The sequence below is a fragment of the Variovorax sp. V93 genome (genome assembly GCF_041154485.1).
GTDB lineage: Bacteria > Pseudomonadota > Gammaproteobacteria > Burkholderiales > Burkholderiaceae_C > Variovorax > Variovorax beijingensis_A.
Map to the genome: position 1 here is coordinate 1,411,064 of NZ_AP028669.1, position 18,711 is coordinate 1,429,774.

An 18,711-nucleotide genomic window follows, 5' to 3' on the forward strand; every position below is an offset into this window, starting at 1 on the left:
ACCATGGCCTCTGCTGTCTACCCCTCGAAGAATACCCCTGAGCCACGGGGCGACGCCATCGCGCGCGAAAACTGGTATCGCTACCTCTATGGCCGCGACCAGGGCCACCTCGAATACATGGCGCAGGCGCAGAAGTGTGAGGGCATGTACCTCGGCGGCGGCGAGCAGTGGAGCGAAGACGACAAGGCCATCCTGCGCGAGGAGGGCCGGCCGTTCTACGAGTTCAACGAGATCATGCCGAGCATCAACAGTGCCATCGGCTACCAGATCCACAACCGCATGGACATCGCCTTCAAGCCGCGCGGCAACAAGGGCGACTTGCAGACGGCCGGCATCCTGTCCAAGGTGGCAATGCAGATCGCCGACCAGGCCAAGTTGCACTGGAAGGAAACGCAGGTCTTCGGCGACGGCGTGATCCAGCAGCGGGGGTACTTCAACCTCCGCATGAACTTCGACACCAACATGAAGGGAGACATCGAGGTCGAGACGCTCGACCCGCTGGACGTGGTGCCGGATCCGGATGCCAAGTCCTACGACCCTGACTCGTGGGGCGACGTCATCATCACCCGCTGGCTGACCCTCGACGAGATCGAGCAGCTCTACGGCAAGGACGCCCGGGCCAAGGCTGAGGCCTCCGGAGACGATGGCTCCGACTGGGGCGAGATGGACGACGAGACGCGGCGCAACCGCTTCGGCGACCGCCTGCGCAGCAGCAGCGGCACCTTCGACGCCTACAACACGCTCGAGGGCAAGCTGCTGCGCCGGTACCGCATCGTCGACCGGCAGAAGTGGGTCTACGAGAACACGAAGTGCATGGTGTTCCCGGACACCGGCGACATCGAAGCCATCGACGACATGACCGCGGACCAGATCGCGGCCGCCACCGAGAAGGGCGCCATCAAGGCCAGCCGCATGCGCCGGCGCATCAAGTGGACCGTCAGCACCTACTGCGCGCTCCTGTTCGACCAGTACAGCCCGCACCAGCACTTCTCGGTGGTGCCGTACTTCGCCTACTTCCGCCGCGGCAAGACGCGGGGCATGGTGGACAACGCCATTGGCCCGCAGGAGGCACTCAACAAGGGCGTGAGCCAATTCGTGGCCATCGTGAACACGGCGGCCAACAGCGGCTGGATCACCGAGGAAGACTCCATCACCAACTTGGAAGAGGGCGAGCTGGAGAGCCGGGGTGGACAGACGGGCCTCCACATCGAATTCAAGAAGGGTTCGACCGCGCCCAAGAAGATCGAACCGAACCAAGTGCCCACGGGCATCGACCGCCTGATCGACCGCGCATCTCAGGCGCTCAAGGACGTGACTGTGCCCGACGCGATGCGCGGGGGCGCCCAGGGCCCCGAGGTTTCGGGCGTGGCCATCCAGTCCAAGCAGTTCGCCAGCCAGCAGCAGCTCGCGGTGCCGCTCGACAACTTGACCCACACCCGCGCGCTGCTGGCCGTGCGCCTCTACAAGATGATCCAGCGGTACTACGACAGCCATCGCATCTTCCGCATCACCGAGACCGATGAGTTCGGCAACGAGAAGGAGGAGGTGCTGGAGATCAACAAGCCGATGCCTGACGGCAGCTACTTCAATGACATCACGATCGGCGAATACGACGTGGTGGTCAGCGAGCAGCCGATGCAGATCACCTTCAACAACAGCCAGTTCACGCAGGCGATGGAAATGAAGAAGGCCGGCATTGCGATCCCAGACCAGATCGCGGTGCGGTACTCCAACCTGCAGGACAAGCAGGAAATCATCGAAGGCATGTCGGCCGCCAAGGCGCCGCCCGTCGACCCGGTGGCCGAGGCCAAAGCCAAGCTCGCCCTTGCGCAAGCCACGAAGACCGACGCTGAGACGGTCGAGTCGAAGGGCCGCACGATGTACAGCGCGATCCAGACGGCCCAGGTCATCGCCGCCACGCCGGAGACCAGCGCGCTCGCCGATGCGTTACTGGGCTCCCAGGGGTTCCAGGACATGGACGCCGGGCCGCTGGTGCCCGAAGCCGCGCCTGGCCTGCCCACGGCGCCGGAGGGCCTGATCCCGAACAACACCGACCCGCTCACGCCGGCCAGCCCTGAGCTCGGCGTGAACCGCGGCATCGAGACGCCGGAGGCCGACGGCGTGCGGCGCAACCCGATGGCCGAGATGCCCGCCTGATCACTACCACCGCAACCACCACTAAGGAGCTATTCCATGTCTGTTTCTCGTGAAATGCCGAAGTACCAGTGCCACAAGCGCGTGTACGCGCTGAAGATTGCCGAGATCCTGCCCAGCCCGAACCCCGACTCCAGCGGCAGGAACGGGGCGAGCTCGTATGGCGCGCTCATCGTGCCTGCGGACCCGCACTACGGCGCCATCGAGGTCGATGCCGCCTACATGACTAGGAACAACCCAAAGGAGGGCGGCTACTACGTCGTCTACGACGACGGCTACACCTCCTTCTCGCCGGCGAAGGCCTTCGAAGCGGGCTACTCGCCCGTCATTGATAGCCACCTGCTGGGCTTCGGCGCAGCGCTGGGCCTCCTGAAGGCTGGCGCCAAGGTTGCACGCCTCGGCTGGAACGGCAAGGGCCAGTTCGCGTACATGGTGCCGGCCGCCTCATACCCGGCGCAGACCGGTGCCGCCAAGGCGCACTTCGGTGACGGGGCCATGGTTCCCTACAACGCCTACCTGGCCCTGAAGACGGTCGATGACCGCGTCAGCACCTGGGCGCCCAGCGTGAGCGACTGCCTCGCTGAGGACTGGGTCGTCGTGCCCGACTGAAGCACCGCTTTTCAACTCCAAGGAGCACCCATGCAACTCAAGACCGAAGAGGACTACCGCGCCGAATCCGACCTCCGCACGCTCGCACAGGCCGAAGAGATCCGCAAGGACTCCAAGCGCATGAAAGCCGCGCTGGCCAAGGCCAAGGAAAAGATCGCTGCCCTCCAAGCCGTCCAGGCCGAGTCGAAGGCGAAGAGCTGATACCCCACAACCACCCATCCACCACCAGAGAGAACCACCATGGCTACCGAAGAACTCGTGAACGTCACCAACGTGCCCGTCACCGTCGATCCCAAGACCGCCGAAGACCGCGGCGACAACTTCACCCCGACCGATGATCCGCTGCCGCTCGACAACGACGGCAACAGCATCGACACCGCAGACCTGAGTGCCGACGCCCTGCAGGCGCTGGTGGATGGGGCCGAGAAGGATGGCACTCCTGCCGCGCCGGCACCCGCGGCCGCGACGACGGCAGCAGCCGACGAAGGCGAGGAGGTTGCACGCCAGAACGGCGGCCAGATCCCCAAGGGCCGCTTCAACGAAGTCAACAACGCCCGCAAGACGGCCGAAGCCCGCGCCGCCGAGCTGCTGGCCGAGAACGAGCGCCTGCGCGCCGCTTCGACTGCGGCAGCCGCGCCAGCGGCCGCGGCGCCTACCGCAGCCCCCGCAGCGGCAGCACCGGCATTCGACATGCTCGCCCAGGAACGCGCCTACACCGAGGCCCTGCTCGACGGCGACACCGACAAGGCGCTCAAGATCCGCGGCGAGATCAACGACCACATCCTGACCACCGCCGAGCAGCGCGCCAGCACGCGCATCCGCGGCGAGCTGACGGCCGAGCAGCAGGCCTCCGCGCTGCAGGAAGCCACGGACGCCGCGCTCGTGGCCTATCCGTACCTGGACACCGCAGAGGGCGCCACGGCGCTGCGCATCGTCGTGGCCACTCGGGATGCGTACATCGCCGATGGCCTGAAGCCGCACCTGGCGCTCAACAAGGCGGTGGCCGAGGTTGCGCCGCGCTTCGCACCTGCTCCAGCTACCCCCAGTAGGGAATCGACGGCGGCAGCACCCGCAACTGATACTCGCACCGCCAACGCGTTGAGCCGGGGCGCAGCAGATTCAAACCTGCAGCCTCCCGCCATCGTGAACGGCATCGGCAACCGGGCTACCCAGGGCCGCATCGACGTCACCACCATGACCGAGGCGCAGTTCGAAGCTCTCCCGGACGCCGAGAAGAAGAAGCTGCGCGGCGACTAGTCCGTAGCGACCGGGCCTGAGGGAGTTCACCGCCCCTCAGGCGCCACCTGGTGACCTCGTCCACACGGCAGGACGGAAAAGCAGCCCGGCGCCTTGACCGCCTCCAACGTCATGTTCCCGCATTGGCAGCGCAACGCCTCAACCGACGTTTCAACTCCAAGCAGAAGGAGCATGCCAAATGGCTGCAACCAATTTCGCGGCACTCACGCCGCAACAGAAGATCGTCTGGTCCCGCGACGTGTGGCAAGCCGCACGCGACCAGATGTTCATCAAGCGCTTCCTGGGCAGCGGCGAAAACTCCGTGATCCAGCGCATCACCGAGCTGACCAAGACCGAGAAGGGCGAGCAGGTGCTCATGCACCTGGTGGCCGACCTGGTCGAAGACGGTGGTGTCGGCGACAACGAGCGCGAAGGCAACGAAGAAGAGATGAAGAGCTACAGCCAGGTGCTCAACATCGACCTGATCAACCACGGCGTGCGCAACAAGGGCAAGCTGGCCGACCAGAAGACGGTCATCAACTTCCGCGAGATGGGCAAGAGCCGCCTGAGCTACTGGCTGGCCAACCGTGTCGACCAGCTGGCGCTGCTGACCATGTCGGGCATCTCGTATGCCTTCATGAACAACGGTGCCCCGCGCGTGGGCTCGGCCTTCCCGACGCTGTCTTTCGCAGCTGACGTGTCGGCTCCCACGGCCAAGCGCGCCCTGATGTGGGACGGCACGGCGCTGGCGACCTCGAACACGGGTTCGATCACCACCGCCTTCACGGTCAGCTACAAGATGATCGTGGACCTCATCGCCTACGCGAAGGAGAACTACGTCAAGCCGCTGATGTCCGAGGGCAAGGAGTACTACGTGCTCTTCGTCCAGCCGGGCACTCTGGCGCAGCTGAAGAAGGATCCGGACTACCAGCGTGCGGTGGTGGGCGTGGCCACGAAGTCGGGTCTCGAAAGCCCGTGGTTCACCGGCGCGACGATCACCGTCGACGGCGCCGTGATCCACGAGCACCGCCTGGTCTACAACACCAAGGGCGCAGCCTCGGGCTCGAAGTGGGGCGCCGGCGGCCTTGTGAACGGCACCCGCACGCTGCTGTGCGGTGCGCAAGCACTGGGCATGGCCGACATCGGTGTGCCGGAATGGGACGAGAAGTCCTTCCAGTACGGCAGCCAGCAGGGCATCAACGTCGACAAGATGTTCGGCCTGCTCAAGCCGAAGTTCTATTCGATCTACGCCAAGACGGTCGAAGACTTCGGCATCGTCACCGTCGACCACTACCTGCAATAAGCAGGCGAGGGCGGGGCTTCGGCTCCGCCCTCCACACCTCCCCGAACACCCTCCGCACACCTGTCACTGAAAGGACAGAATCATGTCGCTCAAACGCAAGTCCGATCGCCAGCCGCGCCTGGTTGCGATCCTCGACATCGGCCATGCCGATCCTGCCGCGTACGGCACCGCCGAAGACGCCATCAGCGTGCCCGGCAATGCCATCGTGGTGGGCGGTGCACTCACCGTGCTGACCGCCTGGAACTCGGCCACGACCGCGACCCTGTCGCTCGGCGATGCCGCGCTGGCCACGCGCTATGCCAATGCGGTGGACCTGAAGACCGTTGCGCGCACTCCGCTCACGCTCACCGGCCACAAGTACACGGTCGGCCAATGGCTCAAGGCGCTCATCGCCCAGACCGGGGCCGCCGCAACCGCAGGCGCTGCCCGCATCGAGCTCGAGTACGTCGTGGACGGCCGCGGCCTGTCGAACCAAGGCTGAGCCACCGCTTTTCTCCTGGTGAAGTGGATCGGGCCCGCAAGGGCTCTTCAACCCCCGGCGGCTTGATCCCCGCCGGGTTTTTTGCACAAAGGAAAACTGACCATGAAGCTCTATGCACCCACCGAAGAGGCCGTTTCGATCGGCCTCACCAGCGGCCATATGCTCGTCATCGAGCGTGCCGGCACCGAAGTCCCGCCGATGTTCCGCCGCGAAGCCATCGCGCGCGGCTGCCTGACGTCCCCCGACGAGGTGGTTGAGACCGACGACGAAGCCAATTTCGACCGCAAGAAGGTCATCGGCGACGCCATCCGCCTGATGCTCGACGGCGACAACGAAGGCGACTTCAAGAACGACGGGACGCCGAACCTGAACGCCCTGCAGAAGCGTGTCGGCTTCGCTGTCCAGCGCGAGGAAGCCGACGCGATCTTCGCCGAGATCAGCCAGGAAGGCGCAGGCGACTGATGGACGTCGAGCAGTTCATCGCCAGGTTCCGTCTCGTCCTCGACGACAAGGCCAACGCCGTCGGCGGGGGCAGCGGGGACACGTTGTGGTCCGACGAGGAGATCGTCGAGTACCTGACGGAGGCGGTGAACGAGGTGGCCGAGCGTGCGCTGCTGATCGAGGATCACACCACGCCGGCCGTCTGCTCCATCACCCTGCTGGCGGGTGTCGGCGAATACGCACTGCACCCCTCGGTGATCCGCATCAAGCGCCTGACCTGGAACGGCCGGCCGCTCGACGTCACCAGCACTGAAGAGCTCGACAATGAGCACCTGGCCTGGGAGACACTGGCCGGGCGGCCCTGCCGCTACGTGCACTCGGGCTCCGACACCCTGCGCCTGTACCGCATCCCGCGCGCCGAGGACATCGCGGTCGCGCCGACCCTGGCCCTCACCGTCTACCGCACGCCGCTGGCACCGTACAGCGTCGACGACCTCGCCGAAGTGCCCGAGCTGAAGACGCTCTACCACGACCGCCTGATGCAGTGGATGTACCGCTGCGCCTACCTCAAGAAGGACACCGAGACCTTCGACCCGAATGCCGCGGCCAAGCACGAAGCAGCCTTCACGGCCAGCTTCGGCCAGCGCCCCGATGCCAACGTGCAGCGCAAGCGCCGCGACAAGCGGCCGCCTGTGGTGCGCATGAGGTTCTGACATGGTGCGCGCCGTCAAGCTCGGTTCCATGGCGCCCGGCCTGAATAACCGGCTGCCGCCTACGCAGCTCGCGCGCACGCTGCCCGATCGCTCGAAGGCGACCTTCCTCTATGCAGGCGAGAACATCGACATCACCGGCCGCGGCTACCTGAAGCGCCGAGAAGGATTCGCAGCCGAGCGGCGGGCCCCCGCGACCCATTCGGTCTGGGGAGACGAAACGGAAGGCTACTGCGCCGCAGGCAACGATCTGCTGCACCTGGTGCCGACCGAATCAGGCTTGGCCGCTTCCGTGGTGCTCAGTGGCCTGCCCGAACTACAGCCGATCAGCTACGCGCGTATGCCCGACGGCGACGTGATCTGGTCGAACGGCTTCGACATCGGTCGCCTGCGCGGCGCCAGCGCGCTGCTGCTGGGCACGCTCCGGCCAGCTGTCGCGCCCGGTGCGGCGCTGACCACCGGCGCGCTGGCCAAGGGCCGCTATCAGGTCGCTTTCACCGAGCTCGGTCCGCTGGGCGAGTCGGGCTCGACTGTGCCGGTCGTGGTCGATGTGCCGGCCGACGGCGGCGGCATTGCGCTTTCCGGCCAGGGCCCGGACACCCAGGTCTATGTGACCGGCCCGAACGGCTCCATCTTCAATCGCATCGACACCGACGGCGACATCGTGAGCCTGGCCAACACTGGCGCGCCGCTGGCTGACCTGATGATGGCCGACATGCCGCCGGGCAGCATCGTGCGGCACTACAAGGGCTCGCTGCTGGTGGCGAACGGGCCCTACCTGTTCTTCTCTGAGCCGTACTACTACGCGCTCTACAAGCCCTCGAAGGGCTACATCCCGTTCCCTGCGCCGATCACGGTGGTGGAACCCTGCGAGACCGGCGTCTTTGTGTGCGCCGACCGCGCCTATTGGCTCGCCGGAGCCCTCCTCGACACCCAGCCGGCGGTCGTGCAGCCGTATGGTGGCCTCCCAGGCTCTGGCGGCTCCATGCGCACCTCGGACGGCGACCAGGCAACCACGATGGCCTTCTGGTTGTCGCCCCGCGGCCTGGTGATCGGCACGCCCAACGGCGCCGCCGCCAACGTGCAGGAATCCGCCCTCAAGTTCGGCGCAGCCAGCGCTGGCGCCACGCTGTTCCGCGAGCAGGACGGCGCCAACCACATCCTCGCCGCGCGCCAGGACGCCGCGCGGCCGTTCGCCGCCTCCGCGGCATTCCCCGCCATCGAATCCATCGTCAAAGGAACCGAGCCATGAATCGCAAACTTCCACCCCTCGGCCTCAACTGGGGTTTCGAGGTCGTCGATCCCACCGGCAAGGTGCTCGACCGCTTCGAGGCCCACAACCTGGTGCCCGAGGAAGGCCTGAACTTCGCCATGACGCTGCTGTTCAAGAGCGGATCCGTGGTGCCGGCCTGGTACGTCAGCATCTACGAAGGCGACTACTCGCCCACTCCGGATGTCACGGCCGCCACGCTCGGCGCCTTGGCCACTGAGATCACGGCGTACACGCCCACCACGCGCCCCGAGTTCGTCGAAGGCGCGGTAGTGGATGGCTCGGTGAGCAATGCCGCATCACTGGCCGAATTCACCTTCACTGCGCCCAAGACCGTGCGCTGCCTGGCGCTGACCTCGGCCTCCGCCAAGGGCAGCGGCGCGGGTGTCATCGCCAGCGTCGTGCGCCTGCCATCCCCCAAGACCTACGACGTGGGTTCGATCCTGCGTGCCTTCGTTGGCCCTTCGGCCGTTTCTGCTTAAAGGAGCATTTCCATGTCCATCAAAGTTTCCACCGGCCTGCGCGACGCGCTGCTCGGCACCGACAACCTGAAGGCGATCTTCGACGCCGGCAGCGAGATCCGCATCTACTCGGGCGCGGTGCCGGCGGATGCCGATGCCGCCATTGGCGGTGCCGTGCTGCTGGTGACCATCAAGAATGGCGTGGGCGGCATCACCTTCGACGCCGCGGCCTCCGGCGGCGTCCTGGCCAAGAACCCGGCCGAGACCTGGAGCGGCACGAATGTCGCGTCCGGTGCACCGTCGTTCTACCGGCACGTGCTGACGGCCGATACCGGCGCGCTGTCGACCACGGCGCCGCGCTACCAGGGCACGGTCGGCATCGGCGGCGGCGACATGAACCTGACATCGTCGTCGCTCACCAGCGGTGCGACCCAGACGCTGGACTACCACGCGGTCGCACTGCCGGCAGGCTAAGGGACAGGCGTGGCCTTTCAGATCCGAGACGACTTCGACGGGAGCGCAGGGGCCAACCTGGTCGGCCGGGTTCCGAACATCTCCACGACGGGCGAGCCTTGGCAAGAGCCGAGCCTTGGCGTCAACGGTGACTGGTGGGAGTTCCAGCTTGATGGTGTCGGCCTCGCTGCGGCCGTCGAACAACCGGGCGCAGATGCCGGCATGGCCTGGGCCACGCTCAACTTTCCGGAAACCGACAGCATCGCCATGAAGCTCGGCGTGCGCTCGGCGAACGGGACGAGCGATCTGAACGGATTGTCCGGGTCCAACTACGCAAGCCTTTTCGGGATGTATGGGGCCACACCCATCGACATCGAACTGTTCAAGACCTTTGTCCGCTTCAATTCCCCGATTTTCCTGGATGTTCCGCATGACATCGTGGGAGAGGGTGGTGCAGTCGCCGAGATCGAGATTCGGTGGGGAGGCGGTCTTCTCACGGTCATCGTGAACGACGTCACCGTGCATGCCGACGGCCTGGCGGACGGCGAAGGGTCCGGGTACGTGCAATTCAATGTCGTGGGCAACAATGCCTTGAGCTATGCCGAGGTGAGCAGCCTCGAGACTCCGGAGGCCTCCGCCTTCTGGACGGACTTTGTCGCGGCACGCGAGGTGCTGTGATGGATTTCGCGAACTTCCCCAAGAACCGCGGCGGCTTTCACGGCTTGGCGCGGGCCAAAGCGGGCGAGCTCGACAAGATCGACGCGCCGTTCCTGAAGAAGCGGCTGCCGGGGGCTTTGGCGGAGAAGAAAGGGGAGTTCCTCTACGTCACGCCCACGGTGGTCGGCAACTTCTTCATCTCGAGCGGCCTGGTCGGCAGCCAGCAAAAGCTCGCGACCTCGGCCACGGCGCGCGGTCGGTTCGCCAGCTTCGATGGCCCTGCGCCCGTGGCCTTCTATGGCCGGGGATTCGGCCAGACCGAGAGCCGCCTTCCCGTCGGCACGATCCCCGACTTCGACGGCGACCACATCCCGGCCTTCACCGAGAGCTTCTCGCTCACGCGCACGGGGCGGAACTACGAGCCGACGTACGGCATCACCCACGTCCAGGCGCCGATCGACTGGCTGCGGCCCAGCGGCACGCAGTACGGCGTCTCCGTGACGCCGAGCGTCGGCGAAACCTACCTGGACCCGGCAGCCGGCACGCATCGCTTTGTGGCCAACATCGCCACCATGTCGCTGCTCGACGGCCAGTACGTGCCGCTCTATGCGCTGAATCACGGCGGCGGCGATGTCGTGGCTGGCAATGCGCTGTTCGTGCCCAACCGCGTGGCGGCCCACGTCGACGTGCGCACCTTGGGCCGCGGCGCGCGGCTGATGCGGCACACCTATTTCCGAGACACGTCGACCGACGGCACGCCGGTGCCGGGCACCTGGTGGTCATTCTCGGCCGATGCCGGCCTGACGTGGACGCCGCTGGCCGCGCCCGGCAACATGTTCGACGATCTCGCCGTCATCCAGGCGTGGTGCGACGAGACGCCGACCGCGACGCAGCGCGTGCGCACCCACAACTTCGCAGCTGCCAACACCACGCTGACGACCTGCCGCATCTCCGGCGCCATCGCCGCGGCCGTGGCGCGCGTGCCCTACCTGCAGCTGGACATCGGCGACGCCGAAGCCGCCGAGCTGCTGCGCGGCCGCGTCCGCCTCGGCACCGTGAACTGCGGCACCGGCCAAACCTCCCCGACCGGGATCCTCTATGACGGGCAGGTGGCCGTGGCCAGCCTCTACGTGGTCACGATGGTGCCGATCGCCGGCGGCGCGCTGCTGTTCACCCGAGACCCGGATGACATCCTCGCCACGGGCGGCACCACCGCACCTTGGCGGATCCGGTTCACGACAGACGGCGTGACGCTCACCGATGTGGGCACGATGCCGCGTGCCGGCTACCTGACGGGCCTGCCCACGGCGGTGAGCCCGTCGAAGCTCATCTGCCCGATGTACGACGGCCGGCACTCGCTGTTCGAATCGAACGATCTGGGAGCAACCTGGACCCGCAGGGCCACGATCTACGAGGGCGCCGACGAGCCGACGTCGATCCATGGTGAGCTCTTCCTCGAGCAGTTCAATGCCGTGACCTTCCTGCGCCGCGACGAGCGGCCGGCCAGCGCGGCACCCGGGGCCCCCTGGATTCACGACAGCCGCCTCCCGGCCCCCTGAGCGCACCCCAAGGACGACATGACGAACACGCTCATCCGAACCGGCATCACCTACACCGTGCCCGCGGTCGCCTTCCAGCCCGCGCGCCCGGCGTACACCTCCTACGAAACTCGCACCGTCACCAGCACCGTGCTGGGGAGCGGGCCCACCGGGGCCGGCCAGTGGGTGACCTACTGGGACGGCTATGCGAGCCAGGTGGTCTGGGTGCCCGCAGGCGGATCGGGTCCTTCGCCGTCGACGTCGACCACGACGACTTCGACCATCGTGGTAGCAACCTTCCATCCGGCCCAGCCGGAGGTGCCAGGCTCCCCAGCCATGCGGGTAGGCGTCCCGCCGCTCGGGTGGACAGCCTCGGCGCACTCGATCGCGGCCGTGCGGGGCGCGGGAACGGCGTCGTTCAAGATCTCCACGCGCGCCTCAGGCGTGGCGATCGGCCTCTCCGCTGTCGTGCAGCCCAGCCCGGGCTACTCGCACATCCCGCAGGGCCTGCTGTTCTCCAGCGGCGGTGTGCGCAACCTGCGCACGGGCGCGGCGCTGGGCTCCTATGCCGCCAGCGACCTGTTCAAGATGCTGGTGCGGCCCGACGGCGTGCGCTTCACCAAGAACGATGTCGAGATCGCCAGCGAGGCGAACACATACGCGGCGGCCGAGATGCTGTACCTGGCCGCCGTGCTCTACGCGCCCGGCGATGCCGTGGACACGCCGGCGCTGCAGCAGTACCAGGGCGGCGACTCGCTGGCGACATTCCCGCTGCCGACGACTTTCAGCGTGGAGGATGCCGGCGCCACCCTCTCGCTGGCCACGCTGCCGGCGCTCACTGCCAGTTCGGGCATGCAGTCCCGCAGCCTGGCCGTCCTGCCGGCAGTGCGCGCGCTGTCCAGCGACCACAGCGGCGGGACCTCGCTCGCAGCCCTGCCAGCGCTGGACGCGGATTCATACGGCGGCACGTTGGTCGTGGTCCCGGCCACCACCTCCTACGCGCAGTTCGGCGGGCTGGCGGCCGCGTCGCTGCTGCTGGTCGGCGAAACAGGGGAGGGCACCGCGCAGTTCCCTGCTATGCGCGGCCTGTCGGCGGATCATCCGTCTGGCTCTTCCCTAGCGCCGTTCCCGGCGATGACCGGCCTGAGCTACACCGAAGACCCGAACCAAGCCTTCCTGCTCGCGATCATCCGCTTCGACATTGCCATCGAAGCGATCAAGGTGGACGTGGTCGAGCTCGCCGACGTCTTCATCTTCGACGCGGCGATGGACGCCGAGCTGGTCGACGATGTGCAGATCACCGACACCATCATCTTCGGCGTGGCCGTCTCGACCACCGAGATCGACGTGGTGAGCATGCGCGATGCCATCCGCTTCGCCATCCCGATCACGCTGCCCGGCGCGCAACTCGAGGTGCATGCGGTCAATCTGGACGGCTACGGCAGCACCGCCTACGCCGGCTACGCCTTCAACAGCTTCGCGCGGATCGGCGACCGCTATTACGGCGCCAAGCTCGACGGCCTGTTCCTGCTCGGCGGCCCGGATGATGACGGCCAGCCGATCGACGCCAACTTCTGCCCCGGCAAGCTGGATTTCGGCACGTCATTGGAGAAGACCGTCTCCGAAGTCTACGTGGGCGTTGCTTCCGGGGCGCCGCTGCTGATGCGCGTCAACACGCCAACCGGGCAGTTCGACTACCTGGCGCTGAGCCATTCCGACGAACTGCGGCAGCACCGCTTCAAGCTGGGCAAGGGGGTAAAGGCCAATTACCTGACGCCCGTGTTCTACAACCAGGACGGCGCGGACTTCGAGGTCGACAGCCTCGAGTTCATGGTGGCCGACCTCTCGCGAAAGACCCAATCATGACGACACCCATCAATCCCGGCGATCTGGTCTCGGTGCCGGACCCCAGCACGGGCGGCGCCGGCGCGCCCGTCATCGTCTCGCAGGTCATCAACGGCAACTGGCGCAACGGCATCATGCTGTTGAACAAGTCGTTCGCGCTGAGCGACCAGGCCGTGGGCCTCGCGGATCCGGCGCCCCAAATGCCCGGCGTGTCCCTGGACACCAGCTACCTGCCGCCGCTCGTGCCGGTGCTGCCCGACAACGATCCGGCCAGTGCGAAGGCGATCTACGACGATGCGCGGCTGGAGATGCAGGCCCTGACCGAGGGCGGGTACATGACCTACCTGCAGACCTACTTCCCGGACGAGCCGTTCTGGCCGGCGGCGCTGGGCTGGCTCGAGCGCGCCCTCACGCAGGGCGGCACTGGCATCAATGCCGCAGTGGAGGCCCAGGTCTGGGAGCGCGGGCGTTCGCGGCTCGGCGTGGAGGCGATGCGCGCGAAGGCCGATCTGATGCAAGGCTTCGCCAACCGCGGCTTCCCGCTGCCGCCGGGCCCGCTGCTGCACACCATGCAGCTGGTCGACCAGGATCTGCGCGACAAGCTGGCCGAGCAGAGCCGCGACATCAGCATCGAGGCGTTCCGCGCCGAGCTGGAGAACACGCGGTTCGCCGTGCAGCAAGCCATCGACCTGCGGCTCAAGGCCATCGCCGCGGCCGGCGACTACATCCGCACGCTGCTGGAAGGCCCGCGCGTGGCGATGCAGTTGGCGACGGCACAGGTGGGCTTCCAGACCGAGTATGCGCGCACGCTGGTGCAGTTCTACACGGCCCAGGTGCAGGCGACCGATCCACGGATCAGGCTGTCGATCGCGGATGCGCAGCTGCAGACCCAGGCCGGCGAAGCCAACCTGCGTGCGAAGAGCCAGGCCATCAGCGATCGCTTGCGTGCTGCGCTGGTGAATGCGCAGTCGGTGGCCAGCGCGGCAGCTGCATCCCTCAACGGCATCAACGCAGGCGCGAGCATCAGCGGCAGCGACAGTTCGTCGCTTTGATGGCACCCCAGTAGGGATTGGTGGGGGCCATGCGCGTCGGCACAGTGCCGACTCATGGCAACGCTCCATCGCAACCTCAAGACCTATCAAGGCGTCGCCGTCAACGTCAACGAGCTGATCCCGTAAACGGAGCACCAGAGCAATGAATCCCCACTCCGTCATTTCCGAGATCAACGCGCCGATTCTGAAGGCGGGCACCGCCATCACAGCCGCCGTCGGTGCGAATACCAACACCGTGGAGAACGCAGCGATCCAAGTGGCCAGCACGCTTGTGCAGAACAGTGCCGATCCCTGGTGGTTTTGGTTCATCGTCTCCATCCCTTGGGGGCCGATCGCATCTTTCGTCGCGGCGATCTACACCTCCATGCTCGCCGGCGAGTGGATCTGGAAGAAGGCGGCTCGGCCGCTATTTGTTCGCATGGGTTGGATGAAGCCACCGCCGCGCCGCGTCTACACCGCCCGCGAGATCGCTGATGCGACGGCGCTGCTCGACTCAGAGAGCGCCCAGCCATGAACCCTGTGCTGCGCAACCGCCTGATCGTCGCTGGCACCGCCGGCACGCTTGCCATCGCGGCTGTGCTGCGCGACTGGTACGAGGGCACGGGGCCGACGATCAAGGACAAGGCGGGCGAGGTGGTGTATTTCATCCCCTACAAGGATCCTGTCGGCATCTGGACCGTCTGCCATGGCGTCACCGGGCCGAGCGTGATCCCTGCGAAGCGCTACACGGCCGCCGAGTGCCAGGTGCTCGATGCCGAACACCTGGCCAAGGCCGAAGCGGCCGCGCGCCGCTACATCAAGAACTTCGACCAGTTCAACCAGTGGCAGCAGGCCGCGCTCATCGACTGGTTCTACAACCTGGGCGTGAACGAGAAGACGATCAACTCGACTTTGCGCGCGAAGTTCAACCGGGGCGACATTGCCGGCGGCTGCGATGAGTTGTCCCGCTGGGTGAATGGCCGCGTGAAGGGGCAACTCGTCGCGCTACCTGGTCTTGTCGACCGCCGCGGGACCACTGAGGAGCTGTGCCTGGACTGGAAATAGGCGTCCCCCAGTAGGGTTTGGCCGCGCGGCGGGGCCTCGATTCAATCCTTCCCATTGAAGCGAATCAGGACCTACGACCATGCCATCCGAACTTCTCGCGCCCGGCACCGCTGCGGCCACCTCTGCGGAAACCGTTCTGGCCGATGGTCAGACCGCGACCGTCTTCCTGACCTCGGATAGCGGCTCGGGCATCCCGAACGACAGTCCGCTGTTCATCCAGTTGCAGCGCTCCACCAGCGCATGGAACGACCTCATCATCCTGAGAGGTCCGGGTAAGCTGAGCGCTGATGTTCACGGGCCGGTGACGTTCCGGGTCTCCAGGCGTGCGCCTGGCGTGTATGCGAGCCCACTGGGCGCCGAGGTGACGATCTCGACTGCCTCGGGCGGTGGTGGAGGCGGCGGCGCTGTCACCGTCGCCGATGGCGCAGACGTCACGCAGGGCGACAAGGACGATGCCGCCGCAACCACTGACACGGGTTCCTGGAGCATCGTCGCACTCATTAAGCGCGCTCTGCAGAACTGGACCACGCTGCTCGCGCGCATCCCCGCGCTGTCGACTGGCGCGGTGCCGGTTGAGACGATCAAGCAGGCGCTCGTGGCCCGCCAGCTCGCGGCCGGCGCTGCCAGCGCGAACACGGTACTGACCACCACCACGCGCCGCATTTCGATCTACGCGCGCGGCGGGGATGTGCGTTTCCTGATTGGTAGCGCTGCGCAGACCGCGCTGACCACCAGCCACTTCATCGCACAGGGCGAGCGCCTGGAGTATGCGGTGCCTGCGACGCCGAACATTGCCGTGATGCGGGATGCCGCAACGGACGGCATCCTGGAACTCACTGAGCTTTCGTGATGCAGGGTCGCGCTACTCGCATGCGGACGGGGGGACACAACTCCCGTACCGTTTTGGCCTCGGTGATCGCAGGCATCTTCGCCTCAACCGCTGCTGGCGTCTGGTACGACCCGAGCGACTTCAGTTCGATGTACCAAGACTCGGTTGGCACCACGCAAGTGACAGCCGTGGAGCAGCCTGTCGGGCTCATGCTCGACAAGAGCAAGGGGATGACTCGCAGTGCGGAGTTGGTCGGCAACGGTAACTTTGAAGACGGCTCTACAGGCTGGACCCCCGGCACCGGTTGGAGCATTACTGGCGGCCGGGCAGAGGTCAACAATGCTGGCTCTGCCAGCCACTGCGTTTCGACCACGGCAAACGGGACAGTGATCACCGTAGGCAAGTTCTACGAGGTCGTTTACACCGTCCAGGTCACAGCAGGGGCCATCCAAATGGACGTGGGCGGTGGTACGGCCCCCGCTGCGAACAGCCCCATCGGCCCGGTTACTCGCAGAGCAATCGTAAGAGCGACAGCGGGTTTCGGCTTTCGCATTTACGGCAATGCCACGGCTGTCGGCTGGGTGGACGATGTCTCTGTGAAAGAGATCCCCGGCAACCACATACTGATGGCAACGACCACGGCTCGTCCGGTGCTTTCGGCTCGTGTAAACCAGTTGGTCTACTCGGAGCAATTCGACAACGCTGCGGGCTGGTCACTGCTGCAAGCAGGTACGGCGTCGCTGCCTGTGGTCACGGCCAACTACGCAGTGGCACCAGACGGTACGACCACGGCAGATCGGCTTCAATTCGCAATCAATGGCGGCACCACTACGAGCGACTTGTCTCAGATCAATCCGGCTGCTGGTGTGCCCACCGTGGTTGGAGCTGCCTACGTTTCGTCCGTGTGGATGAAGACCAATGACGGTACCACCAAGACCATCGGATGCACCATCGTATCCGGTGGTACGGTCTTGGTCTCGGTCACGCCGACCTGGCAACGCTTTAGCTTCACAGGTAATGCTACTGCCGCCACGTCAACAGCGATGCGCATTCGCTTGAGGGGTAGTGAGTCGGATACGGCCGACATCTCCGTATGGGGCGCTCAGTTCGAACCGGGATCATCTCCTGGCAACTATCAGCGAATTAACGCTGCGACCGACTACAACACCATTTTCTTTCCACTCTACCTGCGGTTCGACGGGGTGGACGACTACATGAGCACGCCAACCGCTGTGCCCATGGGTGCGATTTCGACCTTTGACACCTCGTGCGCTTTCGCGCGTGAGCAGAACGCGGCAATTGCTGCGCTCATCGAATACGGCAATGGTTCCACCGCCCCTGATGGCTCGTTCGCCTACTTCGCACCACTGAGCGCAGACACGGCAACCAATCTCTTCAGATTGCGCGGCACGGTCACGATCCAAAACGCAGTGGCGCAAGCCACAAACATGCCGGTCGTGATGAGCGCACGTGCCGTGATCAACTCCGGCTTCGTGATGCGCTACAACGCGGGCACCGTGGCGACCAACGGCACATCACAGGCCGGCGCGCTGACTGATCAGATTCTCTACCTGGGCGCACGAGCCGGTGCCTCGCTGCCGTTCAAGGGGCGGTTCTACGGTCTGATGATTGTCGGCCGCAGGTTGAGCCCAGACGAGATGTTTAAAGCCGAACGCTTCCTCGGTCAAAAGTCAGGGGTGTTTGTATGAGCTACGTTCACCGCTGCATGATCGTGCCGGCCGCTCAAGTCGAGCTTGCACGCGAGTTGGTTCTGCTATTAGCAGGTGAACCCGCCGCCAACATGTTTACCACTGGCCTATCTGCAGACGGTGACGTTCCCTTCAGCCACTACATCAGCACAGGGATGATCGAAGAGCCATTCGCTGTGGTGCTCGCCGACCCTGTGGTGATGGCCTCGCAGTGCGTTGCCGCTGGCAGGCCGATCACGGCACTCGAATGCACGGATCTCCTGGCCGCGTGCAATATCAGCGAAGGTGAGCCTCACGAGTGCATTGCGATGGCTGGGCTCGCGATGCTGACGCCTGAAGAGCTTGCTGCGCGCCAGGCCGCACGGGACGCTGCCAATGCCTGATCTTCGCAACTACGCGCTCACGGCGTTGGCGGCGCTGACATTCGTACTCGGGCTCTCGACTTGGAGCTACCGCACGCAGGCCAAGGCCTCGAACTTCGCGCTCGCCTTGCAGAACAACGCCATCAAGGCGCAGAACACGGCAGCCGAGCAGCTGCTGAAGAGGCGCACAGAAGAACGCGATGCGCTGCAAAAGAAGCTGGATGAACGCGCCGCGGCGCAGGAGAAGACCGATGAAAAAGCTGTGGCTCGGATTGGCGTTGACGACAAGCAGCAGCGCGCTGCTCCTGTGCGTGTCCGCGTGCTCAACTGCACCCGTGATGCCGGGAGTAGTGGTGGACGCACCCCAGGTGAAGCCACCGCCGCCTCCGGAGCTGGTGCAGAAGACGCCGGCGCGGCCAGTGGGGTACTTTCGAAAGCTGGTGCTGGACGCCTTGCAGACGCCCTGACCGAGATTGAGACGATGAGCGCGGCCTATGCGTCGTGCCGCGCCGGCGTGATTCCGCCAGCCGTCCTTCAATAGAAATCGCTGCCTTGAG

The 18,711-nt window shown here is 65.7% G+C and carries 21 protein-coding genes; all 21 read left to right on the forward strand.

The window, feature by feature from the left end:
- The first annotated feature begins 3 nt into the window (after positions 1-3).
- Positions 4-2,157: a genomic island protein gene (locus ACAM54_RS06570; protein ID WP_369650201.1), complete on the forward strand. Its 2,154-nt coding sequence runs from the start codon at positions 4-6 to the stop codon at positions 2,155-2,157.
- Between the two features lie 36 nt (positions 2,158-2,193).
- Positions 2,194-2,763: a DUF2829 domain-containing protein gene (locus tag ACAM54_RS06575; protein ID WP_369650202.1), complete on the forward strand. Its 570-nt coding sequence runs from the start codon at positions 2,194-2,196 to the stop codon at positions 2,761-2,763.
- A gap of 30 nt (positions 2,764-2,793) precedes the next feature.
- Complete coding sequence (locus ACAM54_RS06580) at positions 2,794-2,964, forward strand: hypothetical protein (protein WP_369650203.1); 171 nt, start codon at positions 2,794-2,796, stop codon at positions 2,962-2,964.
- Positions 2,965-3,003: 39 nt separating this feature from the next.
- Positions 3,004-4,020: a hypothetical protein gene (locus ACAM54_RS06585; RefSeq protein WP_369650204.1), complete on the forward strand. Its 1,017-nt coding sequence runs from the start codon at positions 3,004-3,006 to the stop codon at positions 4,018-4,020.
- A gap of 178 nt (positions 4,021-4,198) precedes the next feature.
- Positions 4,199-5,302, forward strand: a complete 1,104-nt coding sequence (locus ACAM54_RS06590; RefSeq protein ID WP_369650205.1) for a N4-gp56 family major capsid protein — start codon at positions 4,199-4,201, stop codon at positions 5,300-5,302.
- Positions 5,303-5,384: 82 nt separating this feature from the next.
- Positions 5,385-5,783 carry a hypothetical protein gene (locus ACAM54_RS06595; RefSeq protein ID WP_369650206.1) on the forward strand — a complete coding sequence of 133 codons (399 nt, stop codon included), beginning with the start codon at positions 5,385-5,387 and terminating at the stop codon, positions 5,781-5,783.
- A gap of 102 nt (positions 5,784-5,885) precedes the next feature.
- Entirely contained in the window at positions 5,886-6,245 is a 360-nt protein-coding gene (locus ACAM54_RS06600; protein ID WP_369650207.1) for a hypothetical protein, read from the forward strand.
- Positions 6,245-6,937 carry a DUF6682 family protein gene (locus ACAM54_RS06605; protein ID WP_369650208.1) on the forward strand — a complete coding sequence of 231 codons (693 nt, stop codon included), beginning with the start codon at positions 6,245-6,247 and terminating at the stop codon, positions 6,935-6,937. The genes ACAM54_RS06600 and ACAM54_RS06605 overlap by 1 nt, the downstream gene beginning before the upstream one ends.
- Before the next feature lies 1 nt (position 6,938).
- On the forward strand, positions 6,939-8,186 hold the full coding sequence (locus tag ACAM54_RS06610; RefSeq protein WP_369650209.1) for a hypothetical protein: 1,248 nt from the start codon (positions 6,939-6,941) through the stop codon (positions 8,184-8,186).
- A complete protein-coding gene (locus ACAM54_RS06615) occupies positions 8,183-8,686 on the forward strand; it encodes a hypothetical protein (protein WP_369650210.1) in 504 nt (167 codons plus the stop codon). Before ACAM54_RS06610 ends, ACAM54_RS06615 begins: the two co-directional genes overlap by 4 nt.
- Positions 8,687-8,698: 12 nt before the next feature.
- Positions 8,699-9,139: a hypothetical protein gene (locus ACAM54_RS06620; RefSeq protein ID WP_369650211.1), complete on the forward strand. Its 441-nt coding sequence runs from the start codon at positions 8,699-8,701 to the stop codon at positions 9,137-9,139.
- Positions 9,140-9,148: 9 nt separating this feature from the next.
- Positions 9,149-9,796 carry a hypothetical protein gene (locus ACAM54_RS06625; RefSeq protein ID WP_369650212.1) on the forward strand — a complete coding sequence of 216 codons (648 nt, stop codon included), beginning with the start codon at positions 9,149-9,151 and terminating at the stop codon, positions 9,794-9,796.
- Positions 9,796-11,334, forward strand: coding sequence for a hypothetical protein (locus ACAM54_RS06630; RefSeq protein ID WP_369650213.1), 1,539 nt, complete (start codon positions 9,796-9,798; stop codon positions 11,332-11,334). Before ACAM54_RS06625 ends, ACAM54_RS06630 begins: the two co-directional genes overlap by 1 nt.
- Before the next feature lie 18 nt (positions 11,335-11,352).
- Positions 11,353-13,179 carry a hypothetical protein gene (locus ACAM54_RS06635; RefSeq protein ID WP_369650214.1) on the forward strand — a complete coding sequence of 609 codons (1,827 nt, stop codon included), beginning with the start codon at positions 11,353-11,355 and terminating at the stop codon, positions 13,177-13,179.
- Positions 13,176-14,210 carry a hypothetical protein gene (locus ACAM54_RS06640; protein WP_369650215.1) on the forward strand — a complete coding sequence of 345 codons (1,035 nt, stop codon included), beginning with the start codon at positions 13,176-13,178 and terminating at the stop codon, positions 14,208-14,210. Before ACAM54_RS06635 ends, ACAM54_RS06640 begins: the two co-directional genes overlap by 4 nt.
- 142 nt (positions 14,211-14,352) lie before the next feature.
- Positions 14,353-14,724, forward strand: coding sequence for a hypothetical protein (locus ACAM54_RS06645; protein ID WP_369650216.1), 372 nt, complete (start codon positions 14,353-14,355; stop codon positions 14,722-14,724).
- Positions 14,721-15,254: a lysozyme gene (locus ACAM54_RS06650; protein ID WP_369650217.1), complete on the forward strand. Its 534-nt coding sequence runs from the start codon at positions 14,721-14,723 to the stop codon at positions 15,252-15,254. Before ACAM54_RS06645 ends, ACAM54_RS06650 begins: the two co-directional genes overlap by 4 nt.
- Positions 15,255-15,333: 79 nt before the next feature.
- Complete coding sequence (locus ACAM54_RS06655; protein WP_369650218.1) at positions 15,334-16,104, forward strand: hypothetical protein; 771 nt, start codon at positions 15,334-15,336, stop codon at positions 16,102-16,104.
- A gap of 53 nt (positions 16,105-16,157) precedes the next feature.
- Complete coding sequence (locus tag ACAM54_RS06660; RefSeq protein WP_369650219.1) at positions 16,158-17,792, forward strand: hypothetical protein; 1,635 nt, start codon at positions 16,158-16,160, stop codon at positions 17,790-17,792.
- Positions 17,789-18,175, forward strand: a complete 387-nt coding sequence (locus tag ACAM54_RS06665) for a hypothetical protein (RefSeq protein WP_369650220.1) — start codon at positions 17,789-17,791, stop codon at positions 18,173-18,175. The genes ACAM54_RS06660 and ACAM54_RS06665 overlap by 4 nt, the downstream gene beginning before the upstream one ends.
- On the forward strand, positions 18,168-18,695 hold the full coding sequence (locus ACAM54_RS06670) for a hypothetical protein (RefSeq protein ID WP_369650221.1): 528 nt from the start codon (positions 18,168-18,170) through the stop codon (positions 18,693-18,695). Before ACAM54_RS06665 ends, ACAM54_RS06670 begins: the two co-directional genes overlap by 8 nt.
- The last annotated feature ends 16 nt before the right edge of the window (positions 18,696-18,711 follow it).